A 24,957-nucleotide genomic window follows, 5' to 3' on the forward strand; every position below is an offset into this window, starting at 1 on the left:
GCCGAGCACTTGCCACGTTCGCGAATCGAAAGGCCGGGCGAGGGGAGTTAGCCGGCCATTGCACATGGATGCCAAGGCATTGGCCAATGCCTTCGCATCATATTTTTTATGCGCGCAAGGTATCTGCGGCGGATGGCCCATCGTTGGTGGCTTATTTCCCAATGTTCATAACGGCTGCTTTTTTATTATTTAAGCAAGCATAGGAGCCTGTGCCTTCATGGCTGTAGCCGTGGCCTCGGGCGGTCGCGGTCTCGATGGTTCAGGAGCGTCATAACATGAAACACAGGTTCGATACTGGTTTGCGCAGGGTACTTGCGTCCCTATTTACCGGGCTGCTGGCTCTGACTGCCTGCACGGCGGTGATGGCGGAACCGCCGCTCAAGGAGATCCGCATCGCTGTTCCGGATCTCAGCGCCAGTGGCAAGCACAGTGGCGGTGGCATCGTCGATGTGCTGCGCAGTCAGCAGGTTCTGGAGAAAGAGTTCGCGGCGGATGGCATTTCCATACAGTGGAGTTTCTTCAAGGGCGCCGGGCCAGTGGTCAACGAGGCACTGGCCAACGGCCAGGTGGACCTAGCGTATCTGGGCGACATGGCATCCATCGTTGGCAAGGCCAGTGGGCTCGATACCCGGCTACTGAGTGCGACCGCCCGCGATATTCGCCTGTATCTGGGCGTGGTGCCTGGTTCTGCGGTGAAGAGCCTGGCCGATCTGCGCGGCAAACGAGTGGCGATCTTCCGGGGTACGGCCTACCAGTTGTCCTTCGCTCAGGCACTGGCCAGTCAGGGCCTGCGCGAGCGTGACCTGCAGGTGATCAACCTGGACGGCAATGCGTCGTCGGCCGCCTTGGCGGCCAAGCAGATCGACGCTACCTGGGGCGGCGCCAATCTGATCTCTCTGCAGCAGCGTGGCCTGGCCGAGCTGCCTTTGAGCACCGACGATCTGGGCGGTGCCGGCAGTGTGCAGGCGATGCTGGTAGGCGCCGGTGGCTTCGTCGATCGCCACCCTGAAGTCGTCCAGCGCCTGATCGAGGCCCAGCAGCAGGCGGTGCGATGGCTGCGTGATGAGGCCAACAAGCAGGCTTACGTGGAGCTGGTCGCCGATTTGTCCGGTTACCCGCGCACCCTGCTGCAGAGCGATCTCGACGCCAGCGACGTGCAGCGGATGTTCGACCCGCGCCTGGATGCCGAATTCCTGGCCAGGTTGCAGGCCGGGGTCGATCTGGCTGTCGAGCAGCGTCTGATCCGCAAGGGTTTCAAGGTCGCCGAGTGGGCCGACCCACGCTTCCTGGACACGGCGCTGAACGCGGCACCTGCGGTCGCCGCCCGTCGCTGAACGCGATCCTCTCGCCCGTCCGTTGCTCAGCCTGAAGGGCGGCTTGCAGGCGTTCCTTCTGCTGCCCTGACGCTCAGGCCGCTGCTGCCGCTGCGGCCAGGTCCTGATCGCACTGTTTGATCAGGTCGATCATTGCCCGTGCCGCCGGCGAGAGTCGGTACCCCGTACGCGTGACGATGCCGCAATGAGCTTGCAGCGTCATGCTCTGTGGCAGGTTGCGCAACGCCAGGCGCACCAGTTCGCCGCGCGCCAGGCTCTCGTGCAGCGCCTCCAGCGGGCCGACGCCAATGGCGTCGGTGTTGCGCACTATCTGCTCCAGCAGCGGGAAATGCTCACACTCGATGTGCTGTTCGAAGCTGGCCTTGCCGCTCAGGTTGGCCAAGGCCTTGCGCGTGCCCATGGGGATGCGCACGGCTGCCAGCGGGTACTCGAACAGGTCGTTGGTCGACAGGCTTTCCTTGGCTACCAGCGGGTGCGTGGCCCGGCAGAAGAACACCGTCGGGCGAGGCGTGAGGGCGTAGGCCTGGAAGTTCGGATCGGCGTGAAACGGGCGGATGTCGGCGATGAAGAATTCGATCTCGTTGCGGCTCAGGCTGCGCCCCAGGCTTTCCCAGTTATTGACCAGTAGCCGCGGGCGAATGCCCGGATAGCGAGCCATGAACTGCATCAGGCTGTCGGGCACCAGTTTTGCCGCAGGCACCGGGCCCGAGCCGAAGTGCAGTTCACCGGCATCGAGCTTGCTCATCTGGCTGACTTCGTTGGCGAGGTTGCTCGCACCCTGCACCAGGGCGAGGGCATGCTGCAGCACCACCTGACCCTCGGGAGTTGGCCGCAGGTCCTTGCTGCCGCGATCCACCAGCTGGCAGCCGAACTCGTGTTCCAGCCCTTGAATGCTGCGGCTGAAGGCCGGTTGCGTGATGCTCATGGCTTCCGCTGCGCGAACGAAACTGCGGTGCTCTGTCAGGGCGATGAAGTAGCGAAGCTGGCGCAGATCCATGATGCATTCCCGGCATTTGAAAAATAGGTTTTAAGCATTTGCGAGTGCCATGGCCGGTGGTTTTAAATGCAGACTCTTATTCCGTCAAACGCAATTTTATTATTTAAATAGAACTAGATTGAATATTAGCCTGCTGAGCGAGTGCAAGGATCTGCCCATGAATGTCGATGTCTCGGCCTCGAGCCCGGCCCCTGCGTGGCGTTGTCGCCCTGGTTGATCGGGTTCACCCGTCACCTCCCTTAGAACCTGCCTTTCCATAGGGCCACGCATTCATGTGGCACGGCTTCGTGCGGCCTGCTTTCCGCGCGCCATGATCAAGGATCACGATTGATGAGTTCGACACCACCCTTCATCCGGCGCCGCCTTGCCGGGCGCACGGCCATCGTGCCACGCATCGCCTCTGCCGATTACGCCCTGACTCTGTTTCTGACCGTGGCCGGGTTGGCCGCCAGCGGCCCGCTGCATGCGCAGAGCGCCGCGGCGCAAGCCAGCGTTGCGCAGGATGATGCCGCCCTGCAGAAGGTGACGGTCACGGCGCGCCGTCGCGAAGAGGACGCTCAGGACGTACCCACGCCGATCACCACGCTCAGCGGCGCCATGCTGGAGTCGCAGAAGGTCTATCGCGTGCAGGAACTGCAGCAGGTACTGCCCAGCGTCAACGTCGCCTACATCCACGCCCGCCAGTCCAGCGTCGCGGTACGCGGCATCGGCAACAACCCGGCCAGTGACGGGCTCGAGGGCAGCGCCGGCATCTATCTGGACAACATCTACCTGGGTCGCCCCGGCATGGCGGTGTTCGACCTGCTCGACGTCGAGCAACTGGAGTTGCTGCGCGGGCCGCAGGGTACGCTGTTCGGCAAGAACACCACGGCGGGAGTGATCAACATCACGACCCGCAAACCGACGTTCACGCCGGAGCGCAGCTTCGAAATCTCGGGTGGCGAACGCGGCTACTTCCAGGGCAAGGGCAGCGTCTCCGGTGGCCTCACCGATACCCTGGCCGGGCGGCTGTCGTTCTACCGTACTCGAGAAGACGGCTACATCGACAACCAGCATGACAGCCGCACCTTTCTGGGGGGCGAGCGGGAAGGCCTGCGCGGACAGCTGCTGTTCGAGCCGAACGAGGATTTCAGCCTGCGCTGGATCACCGATTACAACCAGGAAAAATCCACCAATGGCGTGTGGGCGCTGTACGGGGTGTCCGACCGTTTCCGCGAGCGCGCTGCGCTGATCGGCGCCAACCCGCAGTACGACATCAAGAAGCGCGAGGTGAATATCGATTCCGATCAGGCGGTCAACGTCTGGCAGGGCGGCACCTCGCTGGAGGCCAACTGGCAGCTCGACGGCGGCTATACGCTGACCTCCATCAGCGGCTACCGCTACTGGCATTTCAGCCCGCTCAACGACACCGACCTCACCGATCAATCCGCGATTCGCCATGGCGGAGTGGAGGTGCATGACCGGCAGTTCTCTCAGGAAATCCGCTTGGCCTCGCCGACTGGCGAACGCTTCGACTACGTGCTTGGCGCTTATATGTTCCGCCAGAACCTGGGTAACAAGACGGTGCAACGTTACGGTCCGCAGGCCGACCTGTTCCTGACGGGCGTCAATCGTGGGGTGTTCAACGATGTCACCACGCAGACCAACGGCAAGATCGTCACCGACAGCTTCGCGCTGTTCGCTCAGGGCAACTGGCACCTGACCGAGCGTCTGGATCTGACCATCGGTGTACGCGGTACCTACGAAGAGAAGCAAGCGCGCCTGCACCGCTTCGCCCCGCAGGGCGGCGCCAACCTGGCGCCGGCCGTGGATGCCATTCGCCAGCGCCAGATGGGCGGGCTGGATACCGGTGAGTTCGGCCTGCACAACGCGGCGCCGTCTGGCCTGATCAGCCTCAGCTACCGGGCCAGCGACAACCTGCTCGCTTATGCCTCGCTGGCCCATGGCGAAAAATCCGGCGGGGTCAATCTGGTCGCACCCCAGGCGGGCCTTGGCAGTGATTCCCTGGTGGTCGGGCCGGAACGCGCCAACGATGCCGAACTTGGCTTCAAGAGCACGCTGCTCGGCGGCCGCCTGCAGTTCAATGCCAACCTGTTCTGGACGGGCATTCATGGCTACCAGGCCACCACGCTGACCACGCCGCCGGGCTCGCTGACGGCCACCTCGGTTATGGCCAACGCCGGCAGTGTGCGCTCGCGTGGTCTGGAATTGGAAACCAGCTATCGGCCGATTCGGGGGCTTACCCTGAACTTCAACGGTTCGTTCAACGACGTCACCTACCTGAGCTTCAAGAATGCGCCCTGCCCAGGCGAAGTCAGCACGGTCAACGCTGCAGCGGTCTGCGACCTCACCGGCGAACGGGTGGTTGGCGCTTCACGCTGGATCGGCAACCTCAATGGTGAGTATCTCTGGCAGCTGGACAGCGGCCTGCGGCCATACGTGACCGCCGGTTACGCCTACCGCTCCGAGGCCGAAGGCACCCTGGACAACTCCGATCTGTCGACGATCGACGGTTACGGCCTGCTCAATCTCTCCGCTGGGGTGCGTGTCGACCTGGGCGACGGCGAACTCGATACCTCGCTGTGGATGCGCAACGTCACGGATCAGGACTACTACCTCACCGCATTCGCCTTCACCAACGGTTCCTACACCGCGTCGGTCGGCCAGCCACGTACGGCAGGCCTGACCCTGCGTTACGACTTCTAAGCGCCCTCAAGGAGCACGTCATGACTCAAGCTGTCGCCGTATCAACCCCGCCTGCAGAGCTGGATCTGTTTCCCGTCGCTGGCCGCATCGGCGCCGAAGTGCGTGGAGTGCAGTTGTCCGCGAACCTCGACGAAGCCAACGTGGCGGCCATCGAACGAGCGCTGCTGCGCCACAAGGTGCTGTTTTTCCGCGATCAGGCGCTGGATGACGCCGAGCAGGAAGCGTTCGCCAAGCGCATTGGCGAGCCTGTCGCCCATCCCACCGTGCCGGTGCGTGACGGCAGCCGCTACCTGCTGGAACTCGATAGCGCCCACGGCACCAGAGCCAACACCTGGCACACCGATGTGACCTTTGTCGATGCCTACCCCAAGGCTTCGATCCTGCGCGCGGTGGTAGTGCCGGCTGCCGGTGGCGATACCGTATGGGCCAATACCAGTGCCGCCTACGAGGATCTTCCCGAGGCGCTGCGCGTGCTGGCCGACACGCTGTGGGCAGTGCACAGCAACGATTTCGACTATGCGGCGAAACGCCCGGATGCCGACCCGGTGCGCCTGGAGCAGTACCGCAAGGTCTTCGCCTCCACGGTCTACGAGACCGAGCACCCGCTGGTACGCGTGCACCCTGAAAGCGGTGAGCGCAGCTTGCTGCTCGGTCATTTCGTCAAGCGGATCAAGGGGCTCTCGCAGAGCGATTCGCAGCGTCTGTTCGAGGTGTTTCAGGGCTACGTGACACGCCTGGAAAACACCGTTCGCTGGCGCTGGCGCGCGGGTGACGTCGCCATCTGGGACAACCGCGCGACCCAGCACTATGCCGTCAACGACTACGGTGACCAGCCTCGCGTGGTGCGCCGCGTAACGCTGGCCGGTGACGTGCCGGTGAGCATCAGCGGCCAGCGCAGCAGAACCATCAGCAAATCCTGATCCGCGCCTGCCACCGAGGTGGCAGGGCAACCCATCTTCACGAGGCGCACCACCATGACCCAGACCGCCCACCCGCTGCAGCAGACAGCGAGCCATGATGACTTTCGCATCGAGCCCCAGCAGGCTCCGCTGGGCGCGATCGTCCATGGCCTCGATGCACGGCAGTCACCGAGCCCGGCGCAGATCCTGCAACTCAAGCAGGCGCTACGTGACCACCACATTCTGATCTTCCGCGACCAGCAGCTCGATGAGGCGCAGTTCCTGCGTTTCACTTCCTGGTTCGGTTCGGTATTCCAGCCCCATCCGGACTTTCTGGTGCTGTCGTCGGGCGCGGACGGCAAGGCACCGGATATCGTCAAGGTAGCCAACACCGACGACGGCGAACTCGGCCATAGCGAGCTGTCGGCCCACTCGGATCATCACTGGACGCCCACGCCCTCGAGCGGCTCGTTGCTGTATGCCCAGGAGGTGCCGCAGCACGGCGGAGAAACGGTATGGACCAACCTGGCCCTGGCCTACAGCACGCTGGACGAGCAGACCAAGGCCGAGATCGAGGGATTGCGGCTCATCAACTACAACCCATTCGTGCGCATCCGCAACGGTGACTATGGCCGCATGGGGTCGATTGCCTACCGCACGCCGGACATCGAACCGATCCAGGGCACCGAGCACCCTCTGGTGCGCACCCACCCCGAGAGCGGCAAGCGCCTGCTCTATCTCGGTGCGCGTACGGAGGTGGAGCTGGTTGGCGTGGCACCCGAGCGTGGCCAGGCACTGATCGCGCGACTGCGCGAGCACCTGGCCAGGCCTGAACTGTCTTACAGCCATCGCTGGAGCGTGGGCGATATCGTCTATTGGGACAACCAGGCCACCCTGCATGCACGCAACGCATTCCCTGCCGAGCAGCGCAGGCGCCTGCAACGCATCAGCCTGGCGGGAAGCCGACCGTTCTGAACGGCGGCACGTTGCCCGGGACGTCAGGCGTAATCTGGCGTCGAGCACAGTGATGCCCAGGAGCGGATTTACGAGCGCAATCAGCGCCTGGCCACCACCGCGAACAGGTGCCAGTGCTTGCTGCTGCCGACGGCGGTCTGGCCCTGGCGGTCGATTTCCTGCAGGTCGATGATCTGCCAGCCTGTGAACAGGTCTTCGACTTCGTGGCGGGTATGGATAGTCAGGCCGTCCGTTGCCCAGTCGTCGCGCTCACCGAAGAAGTGGCCAGCGAACAGGCCACCTGGCTCGAGGGCTCGCTCGATACGCTGCCACAGTTCCGGGAACGCTCCCGGTGGGCAAAAAGGCAGTGAGAAGCTGGCGTTGATCAGCTCGGCTGGCATCAGCTCGACGCTCTGGAATGTACTGCAGCGGGTCTGCAGCGCGGCCTGATGTTCCAGTGGCACCAGCGCGTTCAGGTACTCGAATGCCAGCGGTTCTGCGTCGATGGCCTGTACCTGCCAGCCGCGACGCAGCAGCTCCAGCGTGTCGCGGCCAGCGCCGCAGCCCAGGTCGATGGCTTGGCCGGGAGCATCGCGCCAGTGATCCAGGGCCAGGAGCAGCGATGGCAGCGCTGGCGTATTGCGGGTGTTTTCGTAGAAGCGTCGGGCGTTCATCAGAACGGCGCCGGGCACTCGAAGCGCAGGCGTTCGCCGCTCTGCGGGTGGGTCAGGCTGAGCATGCTGGCGTGCAGGCACAGGCGCGGGTAGGCGGCCAGGGCCTGCTCGTGGGCGTAGAGACCGTCACCGAGCAGCGGATGACCGATGGACAGCATGTGTACGCGCAACTGATGTGAGCGGCCGGTGATCGGAGTCAGTTCGACGCGGCTGTGCTCGGCATGGCGCTCGAGTACGCGCCAGAAGGTCAGGGCGTGCTTGCCCTGTTCGTGGTCGACCACGTGGCGCGGCTTGGTCGGCGGGTCATAGCGCAGTGGCAGGTCGATGCTGCCGCTTTCGCCGTCCGGCGAGCCCCAGCAGAGGGCGGTGTAGGCTTTTTCCGTTTCGCGGTCGTGGAACTGTCGGGACAGCTCGCGGTGGCTGTCGGCATCTCGGGCGAGGACGATCAGGCCGGAGGTTTCCCAGTCGAGGCGGTGCACGATGCGCGCTTCGGGGTAGCCGTTTTCCTGCAGGCGGGTGACCAGGCAATCCTTGTTGTCTTCGGCGCGGCCGGGCACCGAGAGCAGCAGGGTGGGCTTGTTGATCACCAGCAGAGCAGCATCCTGATGGACGATTTCGATTTGGCTGAGCGGCATGGGCGTTCTTTCGGTTGGGCGGTAAAAACGAAAAGCGGCCATCGAGGCCGCCATTCGTGAAGCTGTTTAACGCATATGGGCGATGCCGTCTCCGGCATCGCTTGGTGGGTTACGCAGCGCACTGACTCTGGTTGTGAAGTGACGATCACTACCAGGCGCTGCTAACCCACCCTACGGTATGCGGATCAACGATCAGGGAGGGTAATGTTCAATTCCAGAATCGAACAGCTGCCCTGATTTTCCAGTGCGACCTGAACCTGATCGGAGTCGATGGCAACGTACTTGCGGATCACTTCGACCAGTTCCTGCTGCAGGGCAGGCAGGTAGTCCGGTTGAGTGCGCTGGCCACGTTCGTGGGCAACGATGATCTGCAGGCGCTCTTTGGCGATGGAGGCAGTGGCTTCCTTCTTGCGCGAACGCAAGAAGTCAAAAATATTCATTCGCGACCTCCAAATAGACGTTGCAGGAAGCCCTGCTTCTTCACATCAAGGAAACGGTGTGCCACTTCCTTGCCGAGCAGACGATCCACGGCATCGCTGTAAGCCTGGCCGGCATCGCTCTGGTCATCGAGAATGACCGGCACGCCCTGGTTGGACGCCTTGAGCACGGCCTGGGACTCCGGAATCACGCCGAGCAGGCGGATGGCGAGGATTTCCTCGACGTCTTCCACGCCGAGCATTTCCCCACGGGTCACGCGCTCCGGGTTGTAGCGGGTCAGCAGCAGGTGTTCCTTGATCGGGTCACCGCCCTGTTCGGCGCGACGGGATTTGCTGGCCAGCAGGCCCAGCATGCGGTCGGAGTCACGTACCGAGGACACTTCCGGGTTGGTCACCACGATGGCTTCGTCAGCGAAGTACATGGCCAGGTGAGCGCCTTTCTCGATACCGGCCGGCGAGTCGCAGACCACGTATTCGAAGTTTTCGCGCAGTTCGTTGATGACCTTCTCGACGCCTTCCTGAGTCAGGGCGTCCTTGTCACGGGTCTGGCTGGCGGCCAGCACGTAGAGGTTCTCGAGGCGCTTGTCCTTGATCAGGGCCTGGGTGAGGGTGGCTTCGCCATTGACGACGTTGACGAAGTCATACACCACGCGGCGTTCGCAGCCCATGATCAGGTCGAGGTTACGCAGGCCGACGTCGAAGTCGACGATGACGGTCTTGTGGCCGCGCAGGGCGAGGCCGGTACCGATGGCAGCGCTGGTGGTGGTTTTACCGACGCCACCTTTGCCGGATGTGACTACGAGGATCTTGGCCAAGGTGATTCACCCCAAAAATGAATAAAAAGCAGGAACCTGCCAGCGACTGGCGGTCTGTCGAAAAAATCGGTAGCGGGCTCTGGTGCGGCTCGGTCGGCAGGAAAAGCGGTTTGCTTCAGGCGCCGAACGATGCCAAATGGCCATGTGCTGGTGATTGTTTTGACAGTCCGCCTGAAGGCTTCCAGGTGCCCTTTGTGTCCGTTAAAAGTGGCGGCAGTATCCGTTAAAGACGGGTTATGTTCAACACATCCCCCGACAGGCCGACCTGTACTGCACGCCCCCAGTTCGGGTCACGGCGCAGGTCCTCGGCGACCTTGTACTGGCCGGCGATGGAGAGCAGTTCGGCACCCATCTGCTGACAGAAAATCCGCGCCTGACGATTGCCCTTGACCCCGGCCAGAGCCCGGCCGCGCATCGGGGCGTAAACATGGATGTTGCCATCTGCGAGAAGTTCCGCGCCGGCACTGACCGGGGCCAGCACCACCAGATCGCAGCCCTGGGCATAGATCTGCTGGCCGCCGCGCACCGGTGTGGTGACCACGCGGGTCGGCTTGACTTCCGGCTCGACAGGCTTGGGCGGCTCGACGGGCTTCGGTGCAGGGTCGATGACCCGCTCGCGGGCGCCGGAGGGTGGCAGCACGGGCAGATCCAGCGCATTGGCGGCGGCGATGTCCTCTTCGCGGCTGGCGCGCACGGCCAGGGTGCGCAGGCCGTGCTTGCGGCACAGGGTCATCAATTCGCCGAGATCGAGGGTGCCTTCATCCCTGGGCAATTTGTCGAGAGCCAGCACCAGCGGGGTATTGCTGAAGAAGTTCGGGGCCTGGGCGACTTTTTCCGCCAGTTGCAGGTCGAGGCGGGCGAGGTCGTTGTGCGCCAGTTCCATCACGGTGATGGCCAGCATGCTGCCTTTGAGCTGGAACACGGGGTCTTGGTCGAGGAGATCAGCTTGGCTCATGGTCTGCCTGATACGGCCTTGGAAAAGTAGCGGGACTTATAACGAGAACGGCTGCCGGGCTCAAGCGTAAAAAGCCTCGGGTGTCGCCACCGGTGCGGCCTGAGCCCAGGGTCGTGCAGCGCTGTTCCTGAGCTTGCAGGGTACCGCGCCAAGGGCTCGCAGGGCAGGGCGGTGCAACTGTTCTCCAACGAACAGCTGATCAGCAGCCTGCATGGCGCGGTACAGGGGCGATCGCTCGATGGTGTTTCAAGTCATTGATTGTTAAAGATTTATCGAATGGCATGGTTTGTGATTCAGAGGCTGTAGAGGCTGCGCCGAGGCGCCGCGAATCACTGCGTACCGGAGGATCCATGCCACGAGAAATTCGTTTGAACGCGTTCGAAATGAACTGTGTCGGTCACCAGTCGCCCGGGCTGTGGGCTCACCCTCGCGATCGCGCCTGGCAGTACAAGGATCTGTCCTACTGGACCGATCTGGCCAAGCTGCTGGAGCGCGGCAAGTTCGATGGCATCTTCATCGCCGACGTGATCGGCATCTATGACGTATTGGGTGGCAACGGCGACGCCGCCATTCGTCAGGCCACCCAGGTGCCGGTCAACGACCCGCTGGCGCTGATCACGCCAATGGCGCTGGTCACCGAGCACCTGGGCTTCGGTCTCACCGCCTCGTTGACCTTCGAACATCCGTACCCGTTCGCCCGACGTCTGTCGACTCTCGATCATCTGACCAAGGGGCGCATCGGCTGGAACATCGTCACTTCCTATCTGGACAGCGGGGCGCGCAATCTCGGGCAGAAGGCCCTGAGCGACCACGATGCGCGTTACGACTATGCCGAGGAGTACCTGGAGGTGCTCTACAAACTGTTCGAAGGCAGCTGGGAGGAGGATGCCGTGGTGCGGGACCGGGCGCGCGGCATTTTCAGCGACCCGAGCAAGATTCATGAGATCGGCCACCACGGCAAGCATTTTCAGGTGCCTGGCATTCATCTGTGCGAGCCCTCGCCACAGCGCACGCCGCTGCTCTATCAGGCTGGGGCGTCGAACCGCGGCAAGGCGTTCGCGGCGGGCCATGCCGAGTGCGTGTTCGTCGCGGCGCCGTCCAAGGTGACGCTGAAGAAGACCGTGGCCGATATTCGTCGCCGCGCTGCGGAAGCCGGACGTGATCCGCGCAAGGTGCTGATCTTCAACCTGCAGACGGTGATCGTCGACGAGACCGACGCCAAGGCCAAAGCCAAATGGCAGGAGCTCAAGAGCTACAGCAGCTACGAGGGTGCCCTGGCGCTGATCTCGGGCTGGACCGGAATCGACTTCGCCCAGTACCGACCCGATCAGGTGCTCAAGCATATTCATACCAACGCCATCCAGTCCGCGGTGGAGACGTTCTCCACCGCGGACCCGGGCAAGCAGTGGACGGTACAGGAACTGGCCGACTGGGTCGGAATCGGCGGTTTCGGGCCTCTCATCGTCGGCAGTGCGCAAACCGTGGCCGATGAACTGCAAGCCTGGGTCGAGGAAACCGACGTGGACGGTTTCAACTTCGCCTATGCGCTGGCCCACGAGACGTTCAGCGATGTGGTCGAGTGGCTGGTCCCGGAGCTGCAGAAGCGTGGCGTCTACAAGACCGAGTACGCGCCGGGCACCCTGCGGGAAAAACTCTTCGGCGAGGGGCCGCGCCTGCCGGAAAGCCACCCGGCCGCTGCCTATCGGGACCTGCAGGCGCTGTCTGCGCGTACCGCCAAGGCGGCATCGGCCTGATCGGCGAGGAGTGCACATGAGCGTACACCAACTGAACCCCGTGCCTGTCGATCAGGTGCCCGACGAGGCCCTTGCCCTGGTGCAGCGCTGGGCGGCGCAGCAGCCGCTGGGCATCGCCCTGCGTCATCGACGCCGGGGCCAATGGAAGGCCTGGCGCTGGATCGATGTGTCACGTGAGGTGGAGCGCAAGGCGGCCTTGCTGACTCAGCAGGGCTTCACGGCGGGATCACGGCTGGCGCTCAGCGGCGCTTATGAGCCGACCCTGCTGTTACTGGCCCTGGCGGCGAAGAGGCTCGGCGGGCATGTCCAGCTGATTTCCCGATACAGCCGTGGCGAGACGCTGCGTCGTCAGTTGCTGGCGGGCAGGGCGGGTTTCGCCTTCGTGCAACGGCGTGATCAGGCGGCTGCCTGGCTCGAAGCCCTGGCCGACGAGCGCCGTCCACTGATGCTGTTCTGCGCTCAGCCGGTGAGCGTGAGCAAAGGCGTCTTGCAGGTGGTGGCGCTGGCGGAACTGATCGAAGGCCAACCCTCGCAGGACCGCTTGAGCTGGCGCCAGGCAGACCGCGAAGCGGCACTGTGGTGTGACGAGGGCAGCGAGTGGGGCGACGGGCTGCATCTGTTGCTACTGCACTGGCTGCAAGGCGGGCAGGGGCTGGCCTTCCCGGAGAGCAGCGAGTCGGCAGCCCGGGATCGTCGCGAGATCGCCCCGCAGACCCTGTTGCTGTCGCCGCCACGTCTGCGGACCCTGGCCGTGGAGATCGAGGCTCGCCTGGCGCCCGTCGGCAGCTGGCGCCGGCGCCTGTGCGACTGGACGCTGCACGATCCACGCCGTGGTGTGCGGCGCTGGATCAAGACACGTGTGCGCCAGTTGCTTGGCTTTCAGCGCTTGCAACGCATCGTTCAGGGTGCCCCGGGGCTGCCCAACGATGCCCCGGCTGCGCTGTGGATCCGTGAATACCTGGAGCGTGCCGCATGAGCAGCGCTTGCTCGGCCATTCTCGATGTACGCAATGTCTCCCTGTCATTCCAGGGGGTCAAGGCGATCTCCAATCTGTCGTTCCGCGTACGGCGTGGCGAGATCTGCGCGCTGATTGGCCCCAATGGGGCCGGCAAGAGCTCACTGCTGAACATTCTCAATGGAGTCTATCGGGCGGACGCCGGAGAACTGCTGTTCAACGCCGAGCGCCTGGGGCGTATCCAGCCGCTCGGCGCTGCGCGACTGGGCATTGGCCGCACCTTTCAGAACAACGCGCTGTTCAAGAAGATGAGTGTGCGCGACAACCTGCTGACCGGCCTGTCGCGTTTCCAGCGCAGCTTTTTCCTCGAGCAGGCCCTGACGCTGCCCCGAGCGCGTCGCGAAGCTCGCGAGTTCGACCAGCGGGCGGAAAGCATTCTCGAGTTTCTCGAGCTGCAGCCCTGGCGTGATGTCGCCGTAGGCAGCCTGGCTTACGGCTTGCAGAAGCGTGTCGAGCTCGGCCGGGCATTGATCGCCCAGCCCACCCTGTTGCTGCTCGACGAGCCCATGGCCGGGATGAATGCGCAGGAGAAACAGGAAATGAGTCGCTTCATCGCCGACATCAATCGTGACCTGGGCACCACGGTGATTCTCATCGAACACGACATCAAGGTGGTCATGGGCTTGTCCACCCATGTGGTGGTGCTGGACTACGGCCGCAAGGTCGGCGACGGCACGCCGGCCGAGGTGCAGGCCAACCCGGAGGTGATCGCGGCATACCTGGGAGTGACCCACTGATGAGCTTCTTTCTGGAAACCCTGATCGGCGGGCTGCTGGCCGGCACCATGTACTCCCTGGTGGCCATCGGCTTCGTGCTGATCTACAAGGCCAGTGGCGTGTTCAACTTCGCCCAGGGCGCCATGCTGCTGTTCGCCGCGCTGACCTTCGTCAGCCTGCACGATCAGGGCCTGCCCTTCATCGTGGCACTGGCGCTCACGGTGGTCGTGATGATCATCGCCGCGCTGCTGATCGAGCGGCTGGTGCTGCGGCCGTTGGTCAATCGCTCGCAGATCACGCTGTTCATGGCGACGCTGGGCCTGTCGTTCGTGATCGAGGGGCTGGCCCAGGGGCTGATGGGCGCCCAGGTGCGGGCGCTGGATCTGGGGATCGAGGATGTGCCGCTGTTCCTCGGCGAGATCATGATCAGTCAGTTCGACCTGATCGCTGCCGGGGTATCCGTGGCGCTGGTCGCGGTACTGGCCCTGCTGTTCAACAAGACCCGCATCGGCATCGCCCTGCGTGCGGTGGCCGATGACACCCGTGCGGCATTGTCGGTCGGCATCAACCTGAACCGCATCTGGCAGATCGTCTGGGCCGTCGCCGGCGTGGTGGGGCTGGTTGCCGGGCTGCTCTGGGGCGCTCGACAGGGCGTGCAGTTCTCGCTGTCGCTGGTGGTGCTCAAGGCACTGCCGGTGCTGATCATCGGCGGCTTCACCTCGATTGGTGGCGCCATCGTCGGCGGGCTGATCGTCGGTGCCGCGGAGAACCTCGCCGAGGCCTACATCGGCCCGTTGATCGGTGGTGGCATCACACCGTGGTTCGCCTATTTCCTCGCGCTGGTCTTCCTCTACATCCGTCCTGCGGGCCTGTTCGGCGACCGCGCCATCGAACGAGTCTGATGCCATGACCCTGACCACTTCCCCCCTGGCCGCGACCTATGACAACGCACCTCTGGCGCTGACCCGACGGCGCTGGCCGCTGGCTCTGACGGCACTGCTGGCGCTGGCCTTCATCGGCGTACCGCTGACTGGCAGCGACTACTGGCTCAACGCGATCCTGATTCCCTTTCTGGTGCTGTCACTGGCCGGGCTGGGGCTGAACCTGCTGACCGGCTATACCGGACAGACCTCGGTAGGGGCGGCCGGCTTCATGGCCGTGGGGGCCTTCGCCACTTACGGGCTGCTGCTGCGGGTGCCGGGAATTCCGTTGCCCCTGGCGCTGATGGGCGGTGGCCTGATCGCCGGCGTGGTGGGGCTGGTGTTCGGTATCCCCAGTTCGCGGATCAAGGGTTTTTACCTGATGGTCACCACGCTGGCTGCGCAGTTCTTCATCGAGTGGGTGTTCGCCAAGTTCCCATGGTTCTACAACTATGCCTCCTCGGGAACCATCAGCGCACCGCGCCTGGAGCTGTTCGGCTACAGCCTCGGCTCACCGGTCGGTCGCTATCTGCTGACCCTGAGCTGCGTGGTGCTGCTGACCTGGGTGGCGGTGAATCTGGTGCGCAGCCAGGTGGGACGCAACTGGATGGCCATCCGCGACATGGACACCGCCGCCTCGGTGATCGGTATTCCGGTGAATCGCTACAAGCGTCTGGCCTTCGCCGTCAGCTCCTTCTACCTGGGCATCGCCGGTGCACTCTGGGCATTCGCCTACCTGGGGACCGCGAGTGCCGGCAGTTTCGATATCAACCGCTCGTTCCAGCTGCTGTTCATCATCATCATCGGTGGCATGGGCAGCATCGCGGGCAACTTCATCGGTGCGGCGTTCATCAGCCTGACCCCGATCCTGCTCAGCCACACCGGGCAATGGTTGTTCGGCGGTCACGTCGATGCCGGGCAGTTGCAGAACCTGCAGAAGATTCTTTTCGGCGCACTGATCATCTGGTTCCTGATCAAGGAGCCTGAAGGCCTGGTGCGCCTGCTGAGCAATCTCGGCGAGCGCCTCAGGACCTGGCCGCTGCGTTTCTGAAACCGTCTTATCGCCAACACCTTGACCCGATCACGGGAGGGGCAACCGACACCACTATCGAGAAAAGAAAAGTGAGCACCATGCGCAAACCTCTGCACCGCACGTTGCTGGGCGCTGCCTTCGCCCTGGCTGCCCAGGCCTGGCTGCCGACGCTGGCTCAGGCGGCCGCCGACGAACAGTTCATCCCCATGGCCACCTACCGGGTCGGCGCCTATGCCTCCAGCGGCATTCCCTGGTGGGCTGGCGAGATCGACTACTTCCGTTACATCAACGAGGTGGAAGGTGGCGTCAATGGCGTCAAGCTGGTCTGGCAGGAGTGCGAGACCGAGTGGAGCGTGGACCGGATCGTCGAGTGCTACGAGCGTTACAAGGGCGGCCTCGATGGTGCGCCAACGGCGTTCTTCTTCACCCACAGCACGCCTGGCTCCTATGCCCTGATGGAAAAGGCCGCGGCTGACCGCATTCCGCTCATCGACGGCGGCGGTGGGCGCACGGAGTCCACCGACGGTCGGGTGTTCCCCTATGCCTTCCCGCTGTTGCTCAACTACTACGGCCAGGCGTCGGTGGGCATCAACTACATCGCCGAGCGCGAGGGCGGGCTGGACAAGCTCAAGGGCAAGAAGATCGCCACCGTCTATCACGACTCCGCCTATGGCCGGGAAACTCAGGCGCCGATGAAGCTGCTGGCCGAGAAGTATGGCTTCGAGAACATTCAGATTCCGGTCGCCGATCCTGGCAACGAGCAGTCCGCGCAATGGCGTCAGGTGAGGCAGATCAAGCCGGACTGGGTGTTCCTGCGCACCTGGGGCGTGTCTACCCCGGTAGGGATCAAGACCGCCGCGCGTTTCGGCATTCCGGTCGAGCGCATCATCGGTGACGTATGGGCCGGTTCCGAGGCCGACGTGATTCCTGCCGGGCCGGCCGCCAAGGGCTATCGGGCCCTTGCGCCATTCCCCGGCGGGGACCAGTTCGAGATCCACAAGCGCCTCAGCAAGCACATCCTCGATACCGGCAAGAGCGATCTCAAGGATCAGCGCTACTTCGGCAAGGTGTATTACAACATTGGCCTGATCAACGCGGCCATCGCCGTGGAGGCACTGCGCACCGGGCAGAAGAAGTTCGGCAACCGCCCGCTCAATGGCGAAGAGGGGCGCTGGGCCTTCGAGCACCTGGATATCGACGCGGCACGCCTGAAAGCCATCGGCTTCGAAGGGCTGCTACCTCCCCTGAAACTGTCCTGCTCCGACCATGAAGGCGGTGGTGCGGCGCGCGTGCAGCAATGGGACGGTGACAAGTGGGTGCTGGTGACCGACTGGCTACAGGCCGATCGCGACACCCTGCGCCCGCTGATCGAGGCCAAGTCGGCCGCGTATGCCCAGGAGAAGGGCATCACCCCGCGGGACTGCAGCAGCGAACAGTGATCCATCGACAAGCGAGTTCCTCGACCCGAAAACGGGACAGGGCGAACCCCCAAATTTCGTCCACGGAAGTGAATCCCATGCAGCATTCCTTGCAGCGTACCCTGGCCTCGGCCCTGCTGATTCTCGGCGTTCATCTGGCGGTGCCCGCGCAGGCCGCGCCCGATGAGCAGTTCTTCCCGCTGGCTACCTACCGGGTGGGCGCCTACGCCTCGAGCGGTATTCCGGTGTGGGCCGGAATGATCGATTACCTGCGCTACATCAACGAGGTGGAAGGTGGCATAAACGGCGTCAAGCTGGTCTGGCAGGAGTGCGAGACCGAGTGGACGGCGGAGAAGGGCATCGAGTGCTACGAGCGCTTCAAGAATGGTCTCAACGGTGCTCCCGTGGCGGTCTACCAGCCCAATGGTGCACCCGCGGCCTATGCCCTGGCCGACAAGGCGGAAGCCGACAGGATTCCGCTGATCACGCTCGGCTACGGCCGTACCGAGGCCACCGATGGCAGCGTGTTCCCCTACAACTTCCCGGTGATGCTGACCTTCTACAGCGAGGCGTCGGCGTTCATCAACTACGTCGCCGAACGCGAGGGTGGGCTGGACAAGCTCAGGGGCAAGAAGATCGCGACCGTCTACCACGACTCGGCCTATGGCCGGGAGACCCAGGGGCCGCTCAAGCTGCTGGCGGAAAAGTACGGGTTCGAGAACATCCAGATTCCGGTTGCCGACCCGGGTAACGAGCAGGCTTCGCAGTGGCGGCAGGTGCGTCAGCTCAAGCCGGACTGGGTATTCCTGCGCACCTGGGGCGTATCCACACCGGTGGCGATCAAGACTGCCGCGCGCTTCGGCTTTCCGGTCGAGCGCATCGTCGGTGACATCTGGGCCAGCTCCAACGAAGACGTCTTGCCGGCGGGCGAAGCCGGCAAGGGCTATCTGGCGCTGACCCCGTATCCGGGCGGTGCGACGTTCGACATCCATCAGCGGATCAAGGAGCACATCCTCGACAAGGGCAAGAGCGACCTCAAGGATCCGAAGAGCTTCGGCAGCGTGTACTACAACTCCGGCCTGGTGAATGCCGCCATCGCCGTGGAAGCGATCCGTACCGGCCAGGCCAGGTTCGGCAAGCGCCCGCTCAATGGCGAGGAAGGTCGCTGGGGGCTGGAGCACCTCGACCTGGATGATGCGCGGCTCAAGGAGATAGGCTTTCTCGGCCTGATGCAGCCGCTCAAGCTGTCGTGCAGCGACCATGAAGGGGGAGGTGCGGCCAAGGTGCAGCAGTGGGATGGCAAGCAATGGAACCTGCTGACCGACTGGGTACAGGCAGACCGTCAGATCCTGCGCCCGCTGATCGATGCCAAGGCGGCCGAATACGCGCAGGAGAAGAAGGTCACCGCACGCGACTGCACGGCGCAGCAATGAGGCTTGCGCAACTGGCGCCCGGCCAGCGAAACCTGATCACAGGGAGGCGCTGCGGCGCCTCGGGGGAATGGCAATGAACCAGGCACGTGGACCCGTCGCGCAGTCGAGCGAATTGCTCGTCGTCGACGATATCGAAGTGATCTATGACGGCGCCATCCTCGCCGTCGATGGGGTGTCGCTGCGTGTCGAGCAGGGCGGTATCGTCGCATTGCTCGGGGCCAATGGGGCCGGCAAGAGCACCACGCTCAAGGCCATCTCCGGGCTGGTCCAGGCCGACCGGGCGCGGGTCAGCCGCGGCAACATCCGTTTGCGCGGTGGCAGCACCGCCGGCATCGCGGCCAATATGCTGGCCCGCCAAGGAGTGGTTCATGTGCTCGAAGGGCGCCATGTCTTCGCTCACCTGAGCATCGAGGACAACCTGCGTACCGGCGGCTTTCTGCGTAATCCCGGACGCTGGGAACTGGAGGCGGAGCTGGAGCGCATCTATGCCTGGTTTCCGCGCCTGAAGACCAAGCGCAAGACCCAGGCCGGGCTCACGTCGGGGGGCGAGCAGCAGATGCTCGCCATCGGCCGGGCATTGATGACCAGACCCAGTCTGGTGCTGCTCGATGAACCTTCCATGGGGCTGGCGCCGATCATCGTCGAGGAGATCTTCGAGATCGTCAGCCAGCTCAATGCCCGCGAAGGCGTCAGCTTTCTGGTCGCCGAGCAGAACATCAACGTCGCCCTGCGCCATGCCAGCTACGGGTACATCCTGGAAAACGGTCGTGTGGTGGGTGAGGGCAATGCCGAGCAGTTGGCCAGCCGCGATGACCTTCAGCATTTTTATCTGGGCGGCAAGGCGGGCTGACCCTGTGCAAGCCGGTGGTTACGGGGCAGCCGACCGGGATGACACTGTTGGTTGGCCAACAGTGCTTCTACAGATTGTCAGGGTGCGGCGAATCAAGAAGTCGCGGTTTTTAGCTTAACCTTTTGAATTCGCTGAATATTATTTTCTGGTACGCGCTATGCAAAGCCTCCTGCAACCCGATTGCAAGAGGTGAGCAGCATGAGCCAGACCACGCTTTCTCCGTTCCCCCCGCAGGCCCGTTCGGCGCCAGAGCGGGCGGCCCACCTAATCCGCAGCGATGCCGAAGCCATCGAGGTCGCGCGGGAGCTGGCCGAGGCATTCGCCGTCGAAGCCGCAGCGCGTGATCGCGATCGTCGCCTGCCCTGGGCGGAGCTCGATCGGTTTTCCCAGAGTGGCCTGTGGGCGATCACGGTGCCCAGGGCCTACGGCGGTGCCGGCGTGTCCTACGCCACGCTGGTCGAGGTGATCGCGTTGATTTCAGCGGCTGACGCGTCCCTTGGCCAGTTGCCGCAGAACCACTTCGGGGTGATCAACAACCTGTCGCTCACCGCCAGCGAAGAACAGAAACAACGCTTCTTCGCCAAGGTCCTGCAGGGCTATCGCTTCGGTAACGCCTTCTCCGAAGCCAGGAGCAAGAACGTCACCGCGTTCGAAACCCAGGTGCGCTTCGAGGGCGACAGTGTGGTGATCGAAGGAGAAAAGGCCTACTGCACCGGTGCGCTGTTCGCCCATATCGTGCCAGCGGTCGGGGTGGATGAAGACAATCGGCCCTTCATCGCCTTCCTGCCCCGCGATGCCGAGGGGCTGAGCGTGATCGACAGTTGGGACGGCTTCGGTCAGCGCAGTACCGCCAGTGGCCAGGTGCTGCTCGACAAGGTCCGCGTACCCCGCAGCGAAGTGATCCCGGCCTGGAAGGCCTACGACCAACCTACGGCCGATGGCCCCGTGTCGCAGATCATCCAGGCTGCGGTGGACACCGGCATCGCCCGGGGCGCCTTCGCCGAACTGCTGAAGGTCGCCAGGCAGGCACGGCCCTGGGTCGACAGCGGCCTGCAACATGGCTGGCAGGACCCGCTGAGCCAGGCGCTGATCGGCGACCTGGCCTGGCGCCTGAGTGCCGCCGAGGCGATTTTGCAGAAGTCAGCCAGGGCGGTGGACCACGCCGTCGCCGAGCCCAGCGAGGACAGCGTGGCCGAGGCATCTCTGGTGGTCGGTCAGGCCAAGGTGCTGTCCACCGAAATCGCCCTGGCAGCCTCCAGCAGGCTGTTCGAACTGGGCGGTACGCGTTCGGTTTCCTCCAGCCAGGGGCTGGATCGTTTCTGGCGCAACGCGCGAACCCACACGCTGCATGATCCGGTGCGCTGGAAGTATCACCTGGTCGGCAACCTGCGCCTCAACGGCATCAAGCCACAACGTCACTCCTGGAACTGAGGAAACGCCCATGTCCGACTCACACACCCTGGGTGATCTGGTTTTCGCCCGTAACGCACTCAGCGCACTGGTCGAACAGCTGCGCGCGGACGCTCGCACGGATGATGCTCTGGTAATCGCCAGCGTCGGCCAGGTGCAGATCCATATCGACGCCGCCGATGCGTTGCTGGCACGTGCCGGGCGCTCGGCATCCGCCCGGGTCGAGGCGCGTCTGGCGGCAGCCGAGGCGGCCCGTCTGGCCAGTGACCTGCAGGTGGAACTGAGCGGGCAGACCTTGCCACGGCCCACGGTGGCAGACGATGAGGCGCCGCTGCACCAGCAACGTCGGCAGCTCGGCGATCACTACCTCAACGGCACTTCGTTTGAATGATCCCTTCACGGCGGCTGCGGCCGCTGCTGGCGAACACAAGGACCGACATGAACACGACCCTACTGCAGCGCGCCAGACGTGCGCTGACCCTGATCCTGCCGCTGGCGGCCGTGCTGGCGCAGGCAGCCTACGCGCAAACCGCGGATGTGCCCTCGCTGGCTGGCAAACGCATCGCCATCAGCATGACCGGCACCAGTCACTATTTCGACGTCAAGGCGTTCCAGGCGCAGGTCGATGAGATCAAGCGCCTGGGGGGGACGCCGATCACCCTGGATGCAGGGCGCAACGACAAGAATCTGGTGACCCAGCTGCAGACCGTGGTCACCCAGAAGCCCGACGCGGTGATCCAGACCCTCGGTACCCTGAGCGTGATCGACCCCTGGCTCAAACGCATCAGCAAGGCTGGCATACCGCTGTTCACCATCGATGCGCCGTCGCAGCACAGTATCAACAACACCACATCGGACAATGTCACCAGTGGCCGGGTCCTGGCCGAGCAGTTGGCCAGCGATGCCGGTGGCAAGGGCAATATCCTGGTGTTCAATGGCTTCTATGGCGTCCCGGTATGCGCCATCCGTTATGACGAGCTGCAGAAGGTGCTGGCCGCCCACCCGAACCTGAAGATCCTGCAGCCCGAGTTGCGCGATGTGATCCCCAATACCGTGCAGGACGCCCGTGCGCAGATAGCCGCCTTGCTCAACAAGTACCCGAAGGGCGAAATCGCCGCGATCTGGTCGGCCTGGGATATCCCTCAGCTTGGCGCCAGCCAGGCACTGATCGACGCCGGACGCACGGAAATCAAGACTTACGGCGTCGACGGCACGCCCGAAGTGCTCGAACTGCTCGCCCGCGACGCTTCGCCGGTCGGCGCAGTGGTCGCGCAGCAGCCGGAGCTGATCGGCAGGACGGCGGTGCAGAACGTGGCGCGTTACCTGGCCGGGCAGCGTGACCTGCCCAAGGAAACCCATGTGCCGACGCTGCTGACGACCCACGCCAACCTCGATCAGGTGCGGCAACTGCGGGGCGATCAGTGAGCCGGCTCCTTTGCCGTGTGGGAGGGCTTTGATGAGCGCGCTCGAACCCCGTCCGCAGCCTGAAGGTGACATCGCTCTGGAGCTGCGGGGCATCGTCAAGCAGTTCGGCGCAACCCGCGCCCTCGACGGTGCCAGTCTGCGCGTGGCCAGTGGCACCGTGCACGGGCTGGTCGGGGAGAATGGCGCCGGCAAGTCGACCCTGATCAAGGTCCTGGCTGGCATCCATCGACCCGATGCGGGCAGCCTGCTCGTCAATGGCCAGGTTTACAGCCATTTCAGCCCTCGTCAGGTCGAGCGCCTGGGTGTGCAGTTCATCCATCAGGAACGCCTGCTACCCGCTAGCTTCAGCGTCGGCGAGGCGCTGTTCTTCGGCCAGGAGCTGCGCCGCGGGCCACTGCTCGACCGCCGCGCGCAGCAGCGTGAAGCCGAGCGTCTGCTGCGCCATTATTTCGACCTGCGTCTCCCCGGTGGCGCACTGATCGGCGAGCTGGGCAATGCCGAGCAGCAACTCGTGCAGATTACCCGGGCGCTGATCAGCAAACCGCGTGTGCTGGTGTTCGACGAACCGAGCGTCGCCCTGGTGCAGCGCGAGGTGGAACGGTTGCTGCGCATCGTCGAACGGCTGCGCCGCGAGGGGCTTACGATCATCTACATCTCTCACTATCTGCAGGAAATCGAGGCGCTGTGCGACCGGGTCACGGTGTTGCGCAATGGCCGTGACGTGGCCGAGGTCGATCCACGCAGCGCCACGCTCGACAGCATCGCCCGGCTGATGGTCAACCGCGAGGTCGGCGAGCTCTATCCCAAAGCGGCCACCACGCCGGGCAAGGCATTGCTGGAAGTACGCGGGCTTGGTCGTGGCGCAGCTTACAAGGACATCGACCTGCAGGTACGCCGCGGCGAGATCGTCGGCCTTACCGGCCTGGTCGGCTCCGGGGCCAAGGAGCTGCTCAGGGGCCTGTTCGGTCTGCTGCCCCCTGAGCGCGGCGAGGTACGCATCGATGGCCGTGTGCAGCGTCTGCACGGTACTTCCCAGGCCGTGCGCAACGGTATCGCCCTGCTGCCCGAGGAGCGTCGCAGGCAAGGCATCGCGCTGGACCTGAGCGTGCAGGAGAACATCACCCTGGCCAGCCTGGGCCGCTTCAGTTGGTTCGGGCTGCTGCGTCGGCGTGTCGAGCGTCGGACCAGCGAGGCGCTGATCGGCCGCCTGCGGATCAAGGCCGCTGGCACGCAGAGCGCGCTGCGCCAGCTAAGTGGTGGCAATCAGCAGAAGGTGGCGCTGGCCAAGTGGTTCGCACGCCAGTCCAGCCTCTATCTGCTCGACGAGCCCAGCGTGGGCATCGACATCGGTGCCAAGGTGGAGATCTACCGGCTTATCGGCGAACTGGTGAGCGAGGGCGCCGGGGTATTGATCCTGTCGTCCGATCTTCCCGAGCTGCTGGGGCTGTGCGACCGCATTCACGTCATGCACCGCGGCGCGCTCGCCGCGACCTTCGCTGCCGGTGAAGCCGACAGCGACCGCCTGCTCGCCGTGGCCACCGGCGCCGAGCGCATCACCGAGCCCGTACAGGAATTGTCGCCCCATGCCATCGCTATCTGACGTCTCGACACCCGCGCTGCCGCGACGCTTCGCTGTCAGCCTGTTGCGCAGCGGCGCATCGTTGGCGTTCGCCGCCATTCTGCTGGGGCTTGCCATCAGCGCGCCGAACTTTCTGTCGCTGGGCAACCTGCTCAACGTCCTCACCCAGTCGGCGATTCTCGGCATTCTTGCCTTCGGCCTCACGGTGGTGGTCATCGGCGGTGGTTCCAATGTCGTATCCGGTGGGCTGGACCTATCCCTGGCGGCCAACCTCGGCCTCTGCGCAGCGGTCTACGCGACCCTCAACAATGCGGGCTATGGTGCTGCGAGCGCCGTTGCGTTGACGCTGGCCTGCGGGCTGGCCATCGGCCTGCTCCACGGTGCCCTGGTGGTAGGGCTGCGCTTGCCTGCCTTGCTGGCGACGCTGGCGAGCATGAACCTGATCGCCGGGCTGGAGCTGGTGCTTACAGAGAACACCGTGTTGCCGACCGAATCCGCGCTGCTCGACTGGTTGAGCTTTGCCGAGCCGCTGGGCGTTCCGGCGCTGGCCTGGGTGTTGACGGTGGTGGCGGCGATCCTGCTGGTGCTGGTGCAGTACACGCCCTTCGGTCTGCGGCTTTATGCGGTGGGGGAGTACCCGGAGGCAGCCACCGCTGCAGGGATCGCGGTCCCCCGCTATGTGCTCGGCAGCTATCTGATCAGCGGCCTGTGCGGCAGCCTGGCGGCGTTCTGTTCCTCGGCCTGGTTCAGTGGCAGTACCACCGGCTCCGCAGACATGCTGCTACCGGTGGTCGCCATTGCGTTTCTGGGCGTGATCTTCTCGCGCCGGCTGCAGCCGAGCATCTCCGGAACCCTGTTGGCCACGCTGTTGGTGGGCTGCCTGATCAACGGCTTCCAGCTATTGAATATTTCCAGTTTCTGGGTCAATGGCGTGCAGGGCGTGCTGATCCTGGCGGTGGTCGCGGCATCCAGCCTGCTGCGCGGTCGGGAGGCCTGAG

The 24,957-nt window shown here is 64.1% G+C and carries 23 protein-coding genes; 17 read left to right on the top strand and 6 right to left on the bottom strand.

The features are described from left to right. Positions 1-275 precede the first annotated feature (275 nt). Entirely contained in the window at positions 276-1,334 is a 1,059-nt protein-coding gene (locus QRN22_RS00480) for an ABC transporter substrate-binding protein (RefSeq protein ID WP_042552776.1), read from the top strand. 73 nt (positions 1,335-1,407) lie between these two features. Here QRN22_RS00480 and QRN22_RS00485 read toward each other — a convergent pair whose 3' ends face one another. Then, the gene (locus QRN22_RS00485; RefSeq protein WP_042552777.1) at positions 1,408-2,331 is read right to left on the bottom strand and encodes a LysR family transcriptional regulator; all 924 of its coding nucleotides are present in this window, start codon (positions 2,329-2,331) and stop codon (positions 1,408-1,410) included. A 330-nt stretch (positions 2,332-2,661) separates the two neighbouring features. Between QRN22_RS00485 and QRN22_RS00490 the strand changes: the two genes are divergently transcribed. Genes QRN22_RS00490 through QRN22_RS00500 form a run of 3 tightly spaced genes read left to right on the top strand, consistent with a single transcriptional unit; the run spans position 2,662 to position 6,911 of the window. After that, positions 2,662-5,037: a TonB-dependent receptor gene (locus QRN22_RS00490; RefSeq protein WP_082045730.1), complete on the top strand. Its 2,376-nt coding sequence runs from the start codon at positions 2,662-2,664 to the stop codon at positions 5,035-5,037. A 20-nt stretch (positions 5,038-5,057) separates the two neighbouring features. Continuing rightward, entirely contained in the window at positions 5,058-5,957 is a 900-nt protein-coding gene (locus QRN22_RS00495; protein WP_042552778.1) for a TauD/TfdA dioxygenase family protein, read from the top strand. 54 nt (positions 5,958-6,011) lie between these two features. Then, positions 6,012-6,911: a TauD/TfdA dioxygenase family protein gene (locus QRN22_RS00500; protein ID WP_042552779.1), complete on the top strand. Its 900-nt coding sequence runs from the start codon at positions 6,012-6,014 to the stop codon at positions 6,909-6,911. Positions 6,912-6,991: 80 nt separating this feature from the next. Here QRN22_RS00500 and QRN22_RS00505 read toward each other — a convergent pair whose 3' ends face one another. From QRN22_RS00505 to minC, 5 genes are all read right to left on the bottom strand, one after another. Next, positions 6,992-7,564 carry a class I SAM-dependent methyltransferase gene (locus tag QRN22_RS00505; protein WP_197076965.1) on the bottom strand — a complete coding sequence of 191 codons (573 nt, stop codon included), beginning with the start codon at positions 7,562-7,564 and terminating at the stop codon, positions 6,992-6,994. Beyond that, positions 7,564-8,199: an RluA family pseudouridine synthase gene (locus tag QRN22_RS00510; RefSeq protein ID WP_042552781.1), complete on the bottom strand. Its 636-nt coding sequence runs from the start codon at positions 8,197-8,199 to the stop codon at positions 7,564-7,566. Before QRN22_RS00510 ends, QRN22_RS00505 begins: the two co-directional genes overlap by 1 nt. Positions 8,200-8,384: 185 nt before the next feature. Next, positions 8,385-8,639, bottom strand: coding sequence for a cell division topological specificity factor MinE (gene minE / locus QRN22_RS00515; RefSeq protein ID WP_042552782.1), 255 nt, complete (start codon positions 8,637-8,639; stop codon positions 8,385-8,387). Continuing rightward, positions 8,636-9,451, bottom strand: a complete 816-nt coding sequence (gene minD, locus QRN22_RS00520) for a septum site-determining protein MinD (protein WP_042552783.1) — start codon at positions 9,449-9,451, stop codon at positions 8,636-8,638. Before minD ends, minE begins: the two co-directional genes overlap by 4 nt. A gap of 223 nt (positions 9,452-9,674) precedes the next feature. Next, a complete protein-coding gene (gene minC / locus QRN22_RS00525; protein ID WP_042552784.1) occupies positions 9,675-10,406 on the bottom strand; it encodes a septum site-determining protein MinC in 732 nt (243 codons plus the stop codon). A 350-nt stretch (positions 10,407-10,756) separates the two neighbouring features. On the opposite strand from minC, the gene QRN22_RS00530 reads away from it, so the two are divergent. The 13 genes from QRN22_RS00530 (at position 10,757) to QRN22_RS00590 (ending at position 24,956) form a co-directional block, all read left to right on the top strand. Beyond that, on the top strand, positions 10,757-12,160 hold the full coding sequence (locus tag QRN22_RS00530; protein WP_042552785.1) for an LLM class flavin-dependent oxidoreductase: 1,404 nt from the start codon (positions 10,757-10,759) through the stop codon (positions 12,158-12,160). A 16-nt stretch (positions 12,161-12,176) separates the two neighbouring features. Next, the gene (locus QRN22_RS00535) at positions 12,177-13,136 is read left to right on the top strand and encodes an AMP-binding protein (protein ID WP_042552786.1); all 960 of its coding nucleotides are present in this window, start codon (positions 12,177-12,179) and stop codon (positions 13,134-13,136) included. Then, the gene (locus QRN22_RS00540; RefSeq protein WP_042552787.1) at positions 13,133-13,912 is read left to right on the top strand and encodes an ABC transporter ATP-binding protein; all 780 of its coding nucleotides are present in this window, start codon (positions 13,133-13,135) and stop codon (positions 13,910-13,912) included. Before QRN22_RS00535 ends, QRN22_RS00540 begins: the two co-directional genes overlap by 4 nt. Beyond that, a complete protein-coding gene (locus tag QRN22_RS00545; RefSeq protein WP_042552788.1) occupies positions 13,912-14,793 on the top strand; it encodes a branched-chain amino acid ABC transporter permease in 882 nt (293 codons plus the stop codon). The genes QRN22_RS00540 and QRN22_RS00545 overlap by 1 nt, the downstream gene beginning before the upstream one ends. Before the next feature lie 4 nt (positions 14,794-14,797). Further along, on the top strand, positions 14,798-15,862 hold the full coding sequence (locus QRN22_RS00550; protein ID WP_042552789.1) for a branched-chain amino acid ABC transporter permease: 1,065 nt from the start codon (positions 14,798-14,800) through the stop codon (positions 15,860-15,862). Between the two features lie 80 nt (positions 15,863-15,942). Further along, on the top strand, positions 15,943-17,283 hold the full coding sequence (locus tag QRN22_RS00555; protein WP_042552790.1) for an ABC transporter substrate-binding protein: 1,341 nt from the start codon (positions 15,943-15,945) through the stop codon (positions 17,281-17,283). Between the two features lie 77 nt (positions 17,284-17,360). After that, positions 17,361-18,695 carry an ABC transporter substrate-binding protein gene (locus QRN22_RS00560; RefSeq protein ID WP_042552791.1) on the top strand — a complete coding sequence of 445 codons (1,335 nt, stop codon included), beginning with the start codon at positions 17,361-17,363 and terminating at the stop codon, positions 18,693-18,695. A 73-nt stretch (positions 18,696-18,768) separates the two neighbouring features. Further along, on the top strand, positions 18,769-19,545 hold the full coding sequence (locus QRN22_RS00565; protein WP_042552792.1) for an ABC transporter ATP-binding protein: 777 nt from the start codon (positions 18,769-18,771) through the stop codon (positions 19,543-19,545). Positions 19,546-19,743: 198 nt separating this feature from the next. After that, the gene (locus QRN22_RS00570; RefSeq protein WP_042552793.1) at positions 19,744-20,976 is read left to right on the top strand and encodes an SfnB family sulfur acquisition oxidoreductase; all 1,233 of its coding nucleotides are present in this window, start codon (positions 19,744-19,746) and stop codon (positions 20,974-20,976) included. 10 nt (positions 20,977-20,986) lie between these two features. Continuing rightward, positions 20,987-21,346: a hypothetical protein gene (locus QRN22_RS00575; RefSeq protein ID WP_042552794.1), complete on the top strand. Its 360-nt coding sequence runs from the start codon at positions 20,987-20,989 to the stop codon at positions 21,344-21,346. A gap of 47 nt (positions 21,347-21,393) precedes the next feature. Next, positions 21,394-22,380 carry a sugar ABC transporter substrate-binding protein gene (locus QRN22_RS00580; RefSeq protein ID WP_042552795.1) on the top strand — a complete coding sequence of 329 codons (987 nt, stop codon included), beginning with the start codon at positions 21,394-21,396 and terminating at the stop codon, positions 22,378-22,380. 31 nt (positions 22,381-22,411) lie between these two features. Further along, positions 22,412-23,980, top strand: a complete 1,569-nt coding sequence (locus QRN22_RS00585; RefSeq protein WP_042552796.1) for a sugar ABC transporter ATP-binding protein — start codon at positions 22,412-22,414, stop codon at positions 23,978-23,980. Further along, positions 23,964-24,956: an ABC transporter permease gene (locus tag QRN22_RS00590; RefSeq protein WP_042552797.1), complete on the top strand. Its 993-nt coding sequence runs from the start codon at positions 23,964-23,966 to the stop codon at positions 24,954-24,956. Before QRN22_RS00585 ends, QRN22_RS00590 begins: the two co-directional genes overlap by 17 nt. Position 24,957: the final 1 nt, after the last annotated feature.

It is taken from the genome of Pseudomonas sp. MEJ086 (genome assembly GCF_030209025.1).
GTDB lineage: Bacteria > Pseudomonadota > Gammaproteobacteria > Pseudomonadales > Pseudomonadaceae > Aquipseudomonas > Aquipseudomonas fulva_A.

Coding starts and splice junctions, on each gene's coding strand:
- QRN22_RS00505 (WP_197076965.1), bottom strand. CDS start 7,564: ATGAACGCCCGACGCTTCTACGAAAACACCCGCAATACGCCAGCGCTG.
- QRN22_RS00545 (WP_042552788.1), top strand. CDS start 13,912: ATGAGCTTCTTTCTGGAAACCCTGATCGGCGGGCTGCTGGCCGGCACC.
- QRN22_RS00535 (WP_042552786.1), top strand. CDS start 12,177: ATGAGCGTACACCAACTGAACCCCGTGCCTGTCGATCAGGTGCCCGAC.
- minE (WP_042552782.1), bottom strand. CDS start 8,639: ATGAATATTTTTGACTTCTTGCGTTCGCGCAAGAAGGAAGCCACTGCC.
- QRN22_RS00555 (WP_042552790.1), top strand. CDS start 15,943: ATGCGCAAACCTCTGCACCGCACGTTGCTGGGCGCTGCCTTCGCCCTG.
- QRN22_RS00495 (WP_042552778.1), top strand. CDS start 5,058: ATGACTCAAGCTGTCGCCGTATCAACCCCGCCTGCAGAGCTGGATCTG.
- QRN22_RS00565 (WP_042552792.1), top strand. CDS start 18,769: ATGAACCAGGCACGTGGACCCGTCGCGCAGTCGAGCGAATTGCTCGTC.
- QRN22_RS00540 (WP_042552787.1), top strand. CDS start 13,133: ATGAGCAGCGCTTGCTCGGCCATTCTCGATGTACGCAATGTCTCCCTG.
- QRN22_RS00570 (WP_042552793.1), top strand. CDS start 19,744: ATGAGCCAGACCACGCTTTCTCCGTTCCCCCCGCAGGCCCGTTCGGCG.
- QRN22_RS00510 (WP_042552781.1), bottom strand. CDS start 8,199: ATGCCGCTCAGCCAAATCGAAATCGTCCATCAGGATGCTGCTCTGCTG.
- QRN22_RS00550 (WP_042552789.1), top strand. CDS start 14,798: ATGACCCTGACCACTTCCCCCCTGGCCGCGACCTATGACAACGCACCT.
- QRN22_RS00560 (WP_042552791.1), top strand. CDS start 17,361: ATGCAGCATTCCTTGCAGCGTACCCTGGCCTCGGCCCTGCTGATTCTC.
- QRN22_RS00585 (WP_042552796.1), top strand. CDS start 22,412: ATGAGCGCGCTCGAACCCCGTCCGCAGCCTGAAGGTGACATCGCTCTG.
- QRN22_RS00485 (WP_042552777.1), bottom strand. CDS start 2,331: ATGGATCTGCGCCAGCTTCGCTACTTCATCGCCCTGACAGAGCACCGC.
- QRN22_RS00480 (WP_042552776.1), top strand. CDS start 276: ATGAAACACAGGTTCGATACTGGTTTGCGCAGGGTACTTGCGTCCCTA.
- QRN22_RS00575 (WP_042552794.1), top strand. CDS start 20,987: ATGTCCGACTCACACACCCTGGGTGATCTGGTTTTCGCCCGTAACGCA.
- QRN22_RS00580 (WP_042552795.1), top strand. CDS start 21,394: ATGAACACGACCCTACTGCAGCGCGCCAGACGTGCGCTGACCCTGATC.
- QRN22_RS00500 (WP_042552779.1), top strand. CDS start 6,012: ATGACCCAGACCGCCCACCCGCTGCAGCAGACAGCGAGCCATGATGAC.
- QRN22_RS00530 (WP_042552785.1), top strand. CDS start 10,757: ATGCCACGAGAAATTCGTTTGAACGCGTTCGAAATGAACTGTGTCGGT.
- QRN22_RS00490 (WP_082045730.1), top strand. CDS start 2,662: ATGAGTTCGACACCACCCTTCATCCGGCGCCGCCTTGCCGGGCGCACG.
- QRN22_RS00590 (WP_042552797.1), top strand. CDS start 23,964: ATGCCATCGCTATCTGACGTCTCGACACCCGCGCTGCCGCGACGCTTC.
- minC (WP_042552784.1), bottom strand. CDS start 10,406: ATGAGCCAAGCTGATCTCCTCGACCAAGACCCCGTGTTCCAGCTCAAA.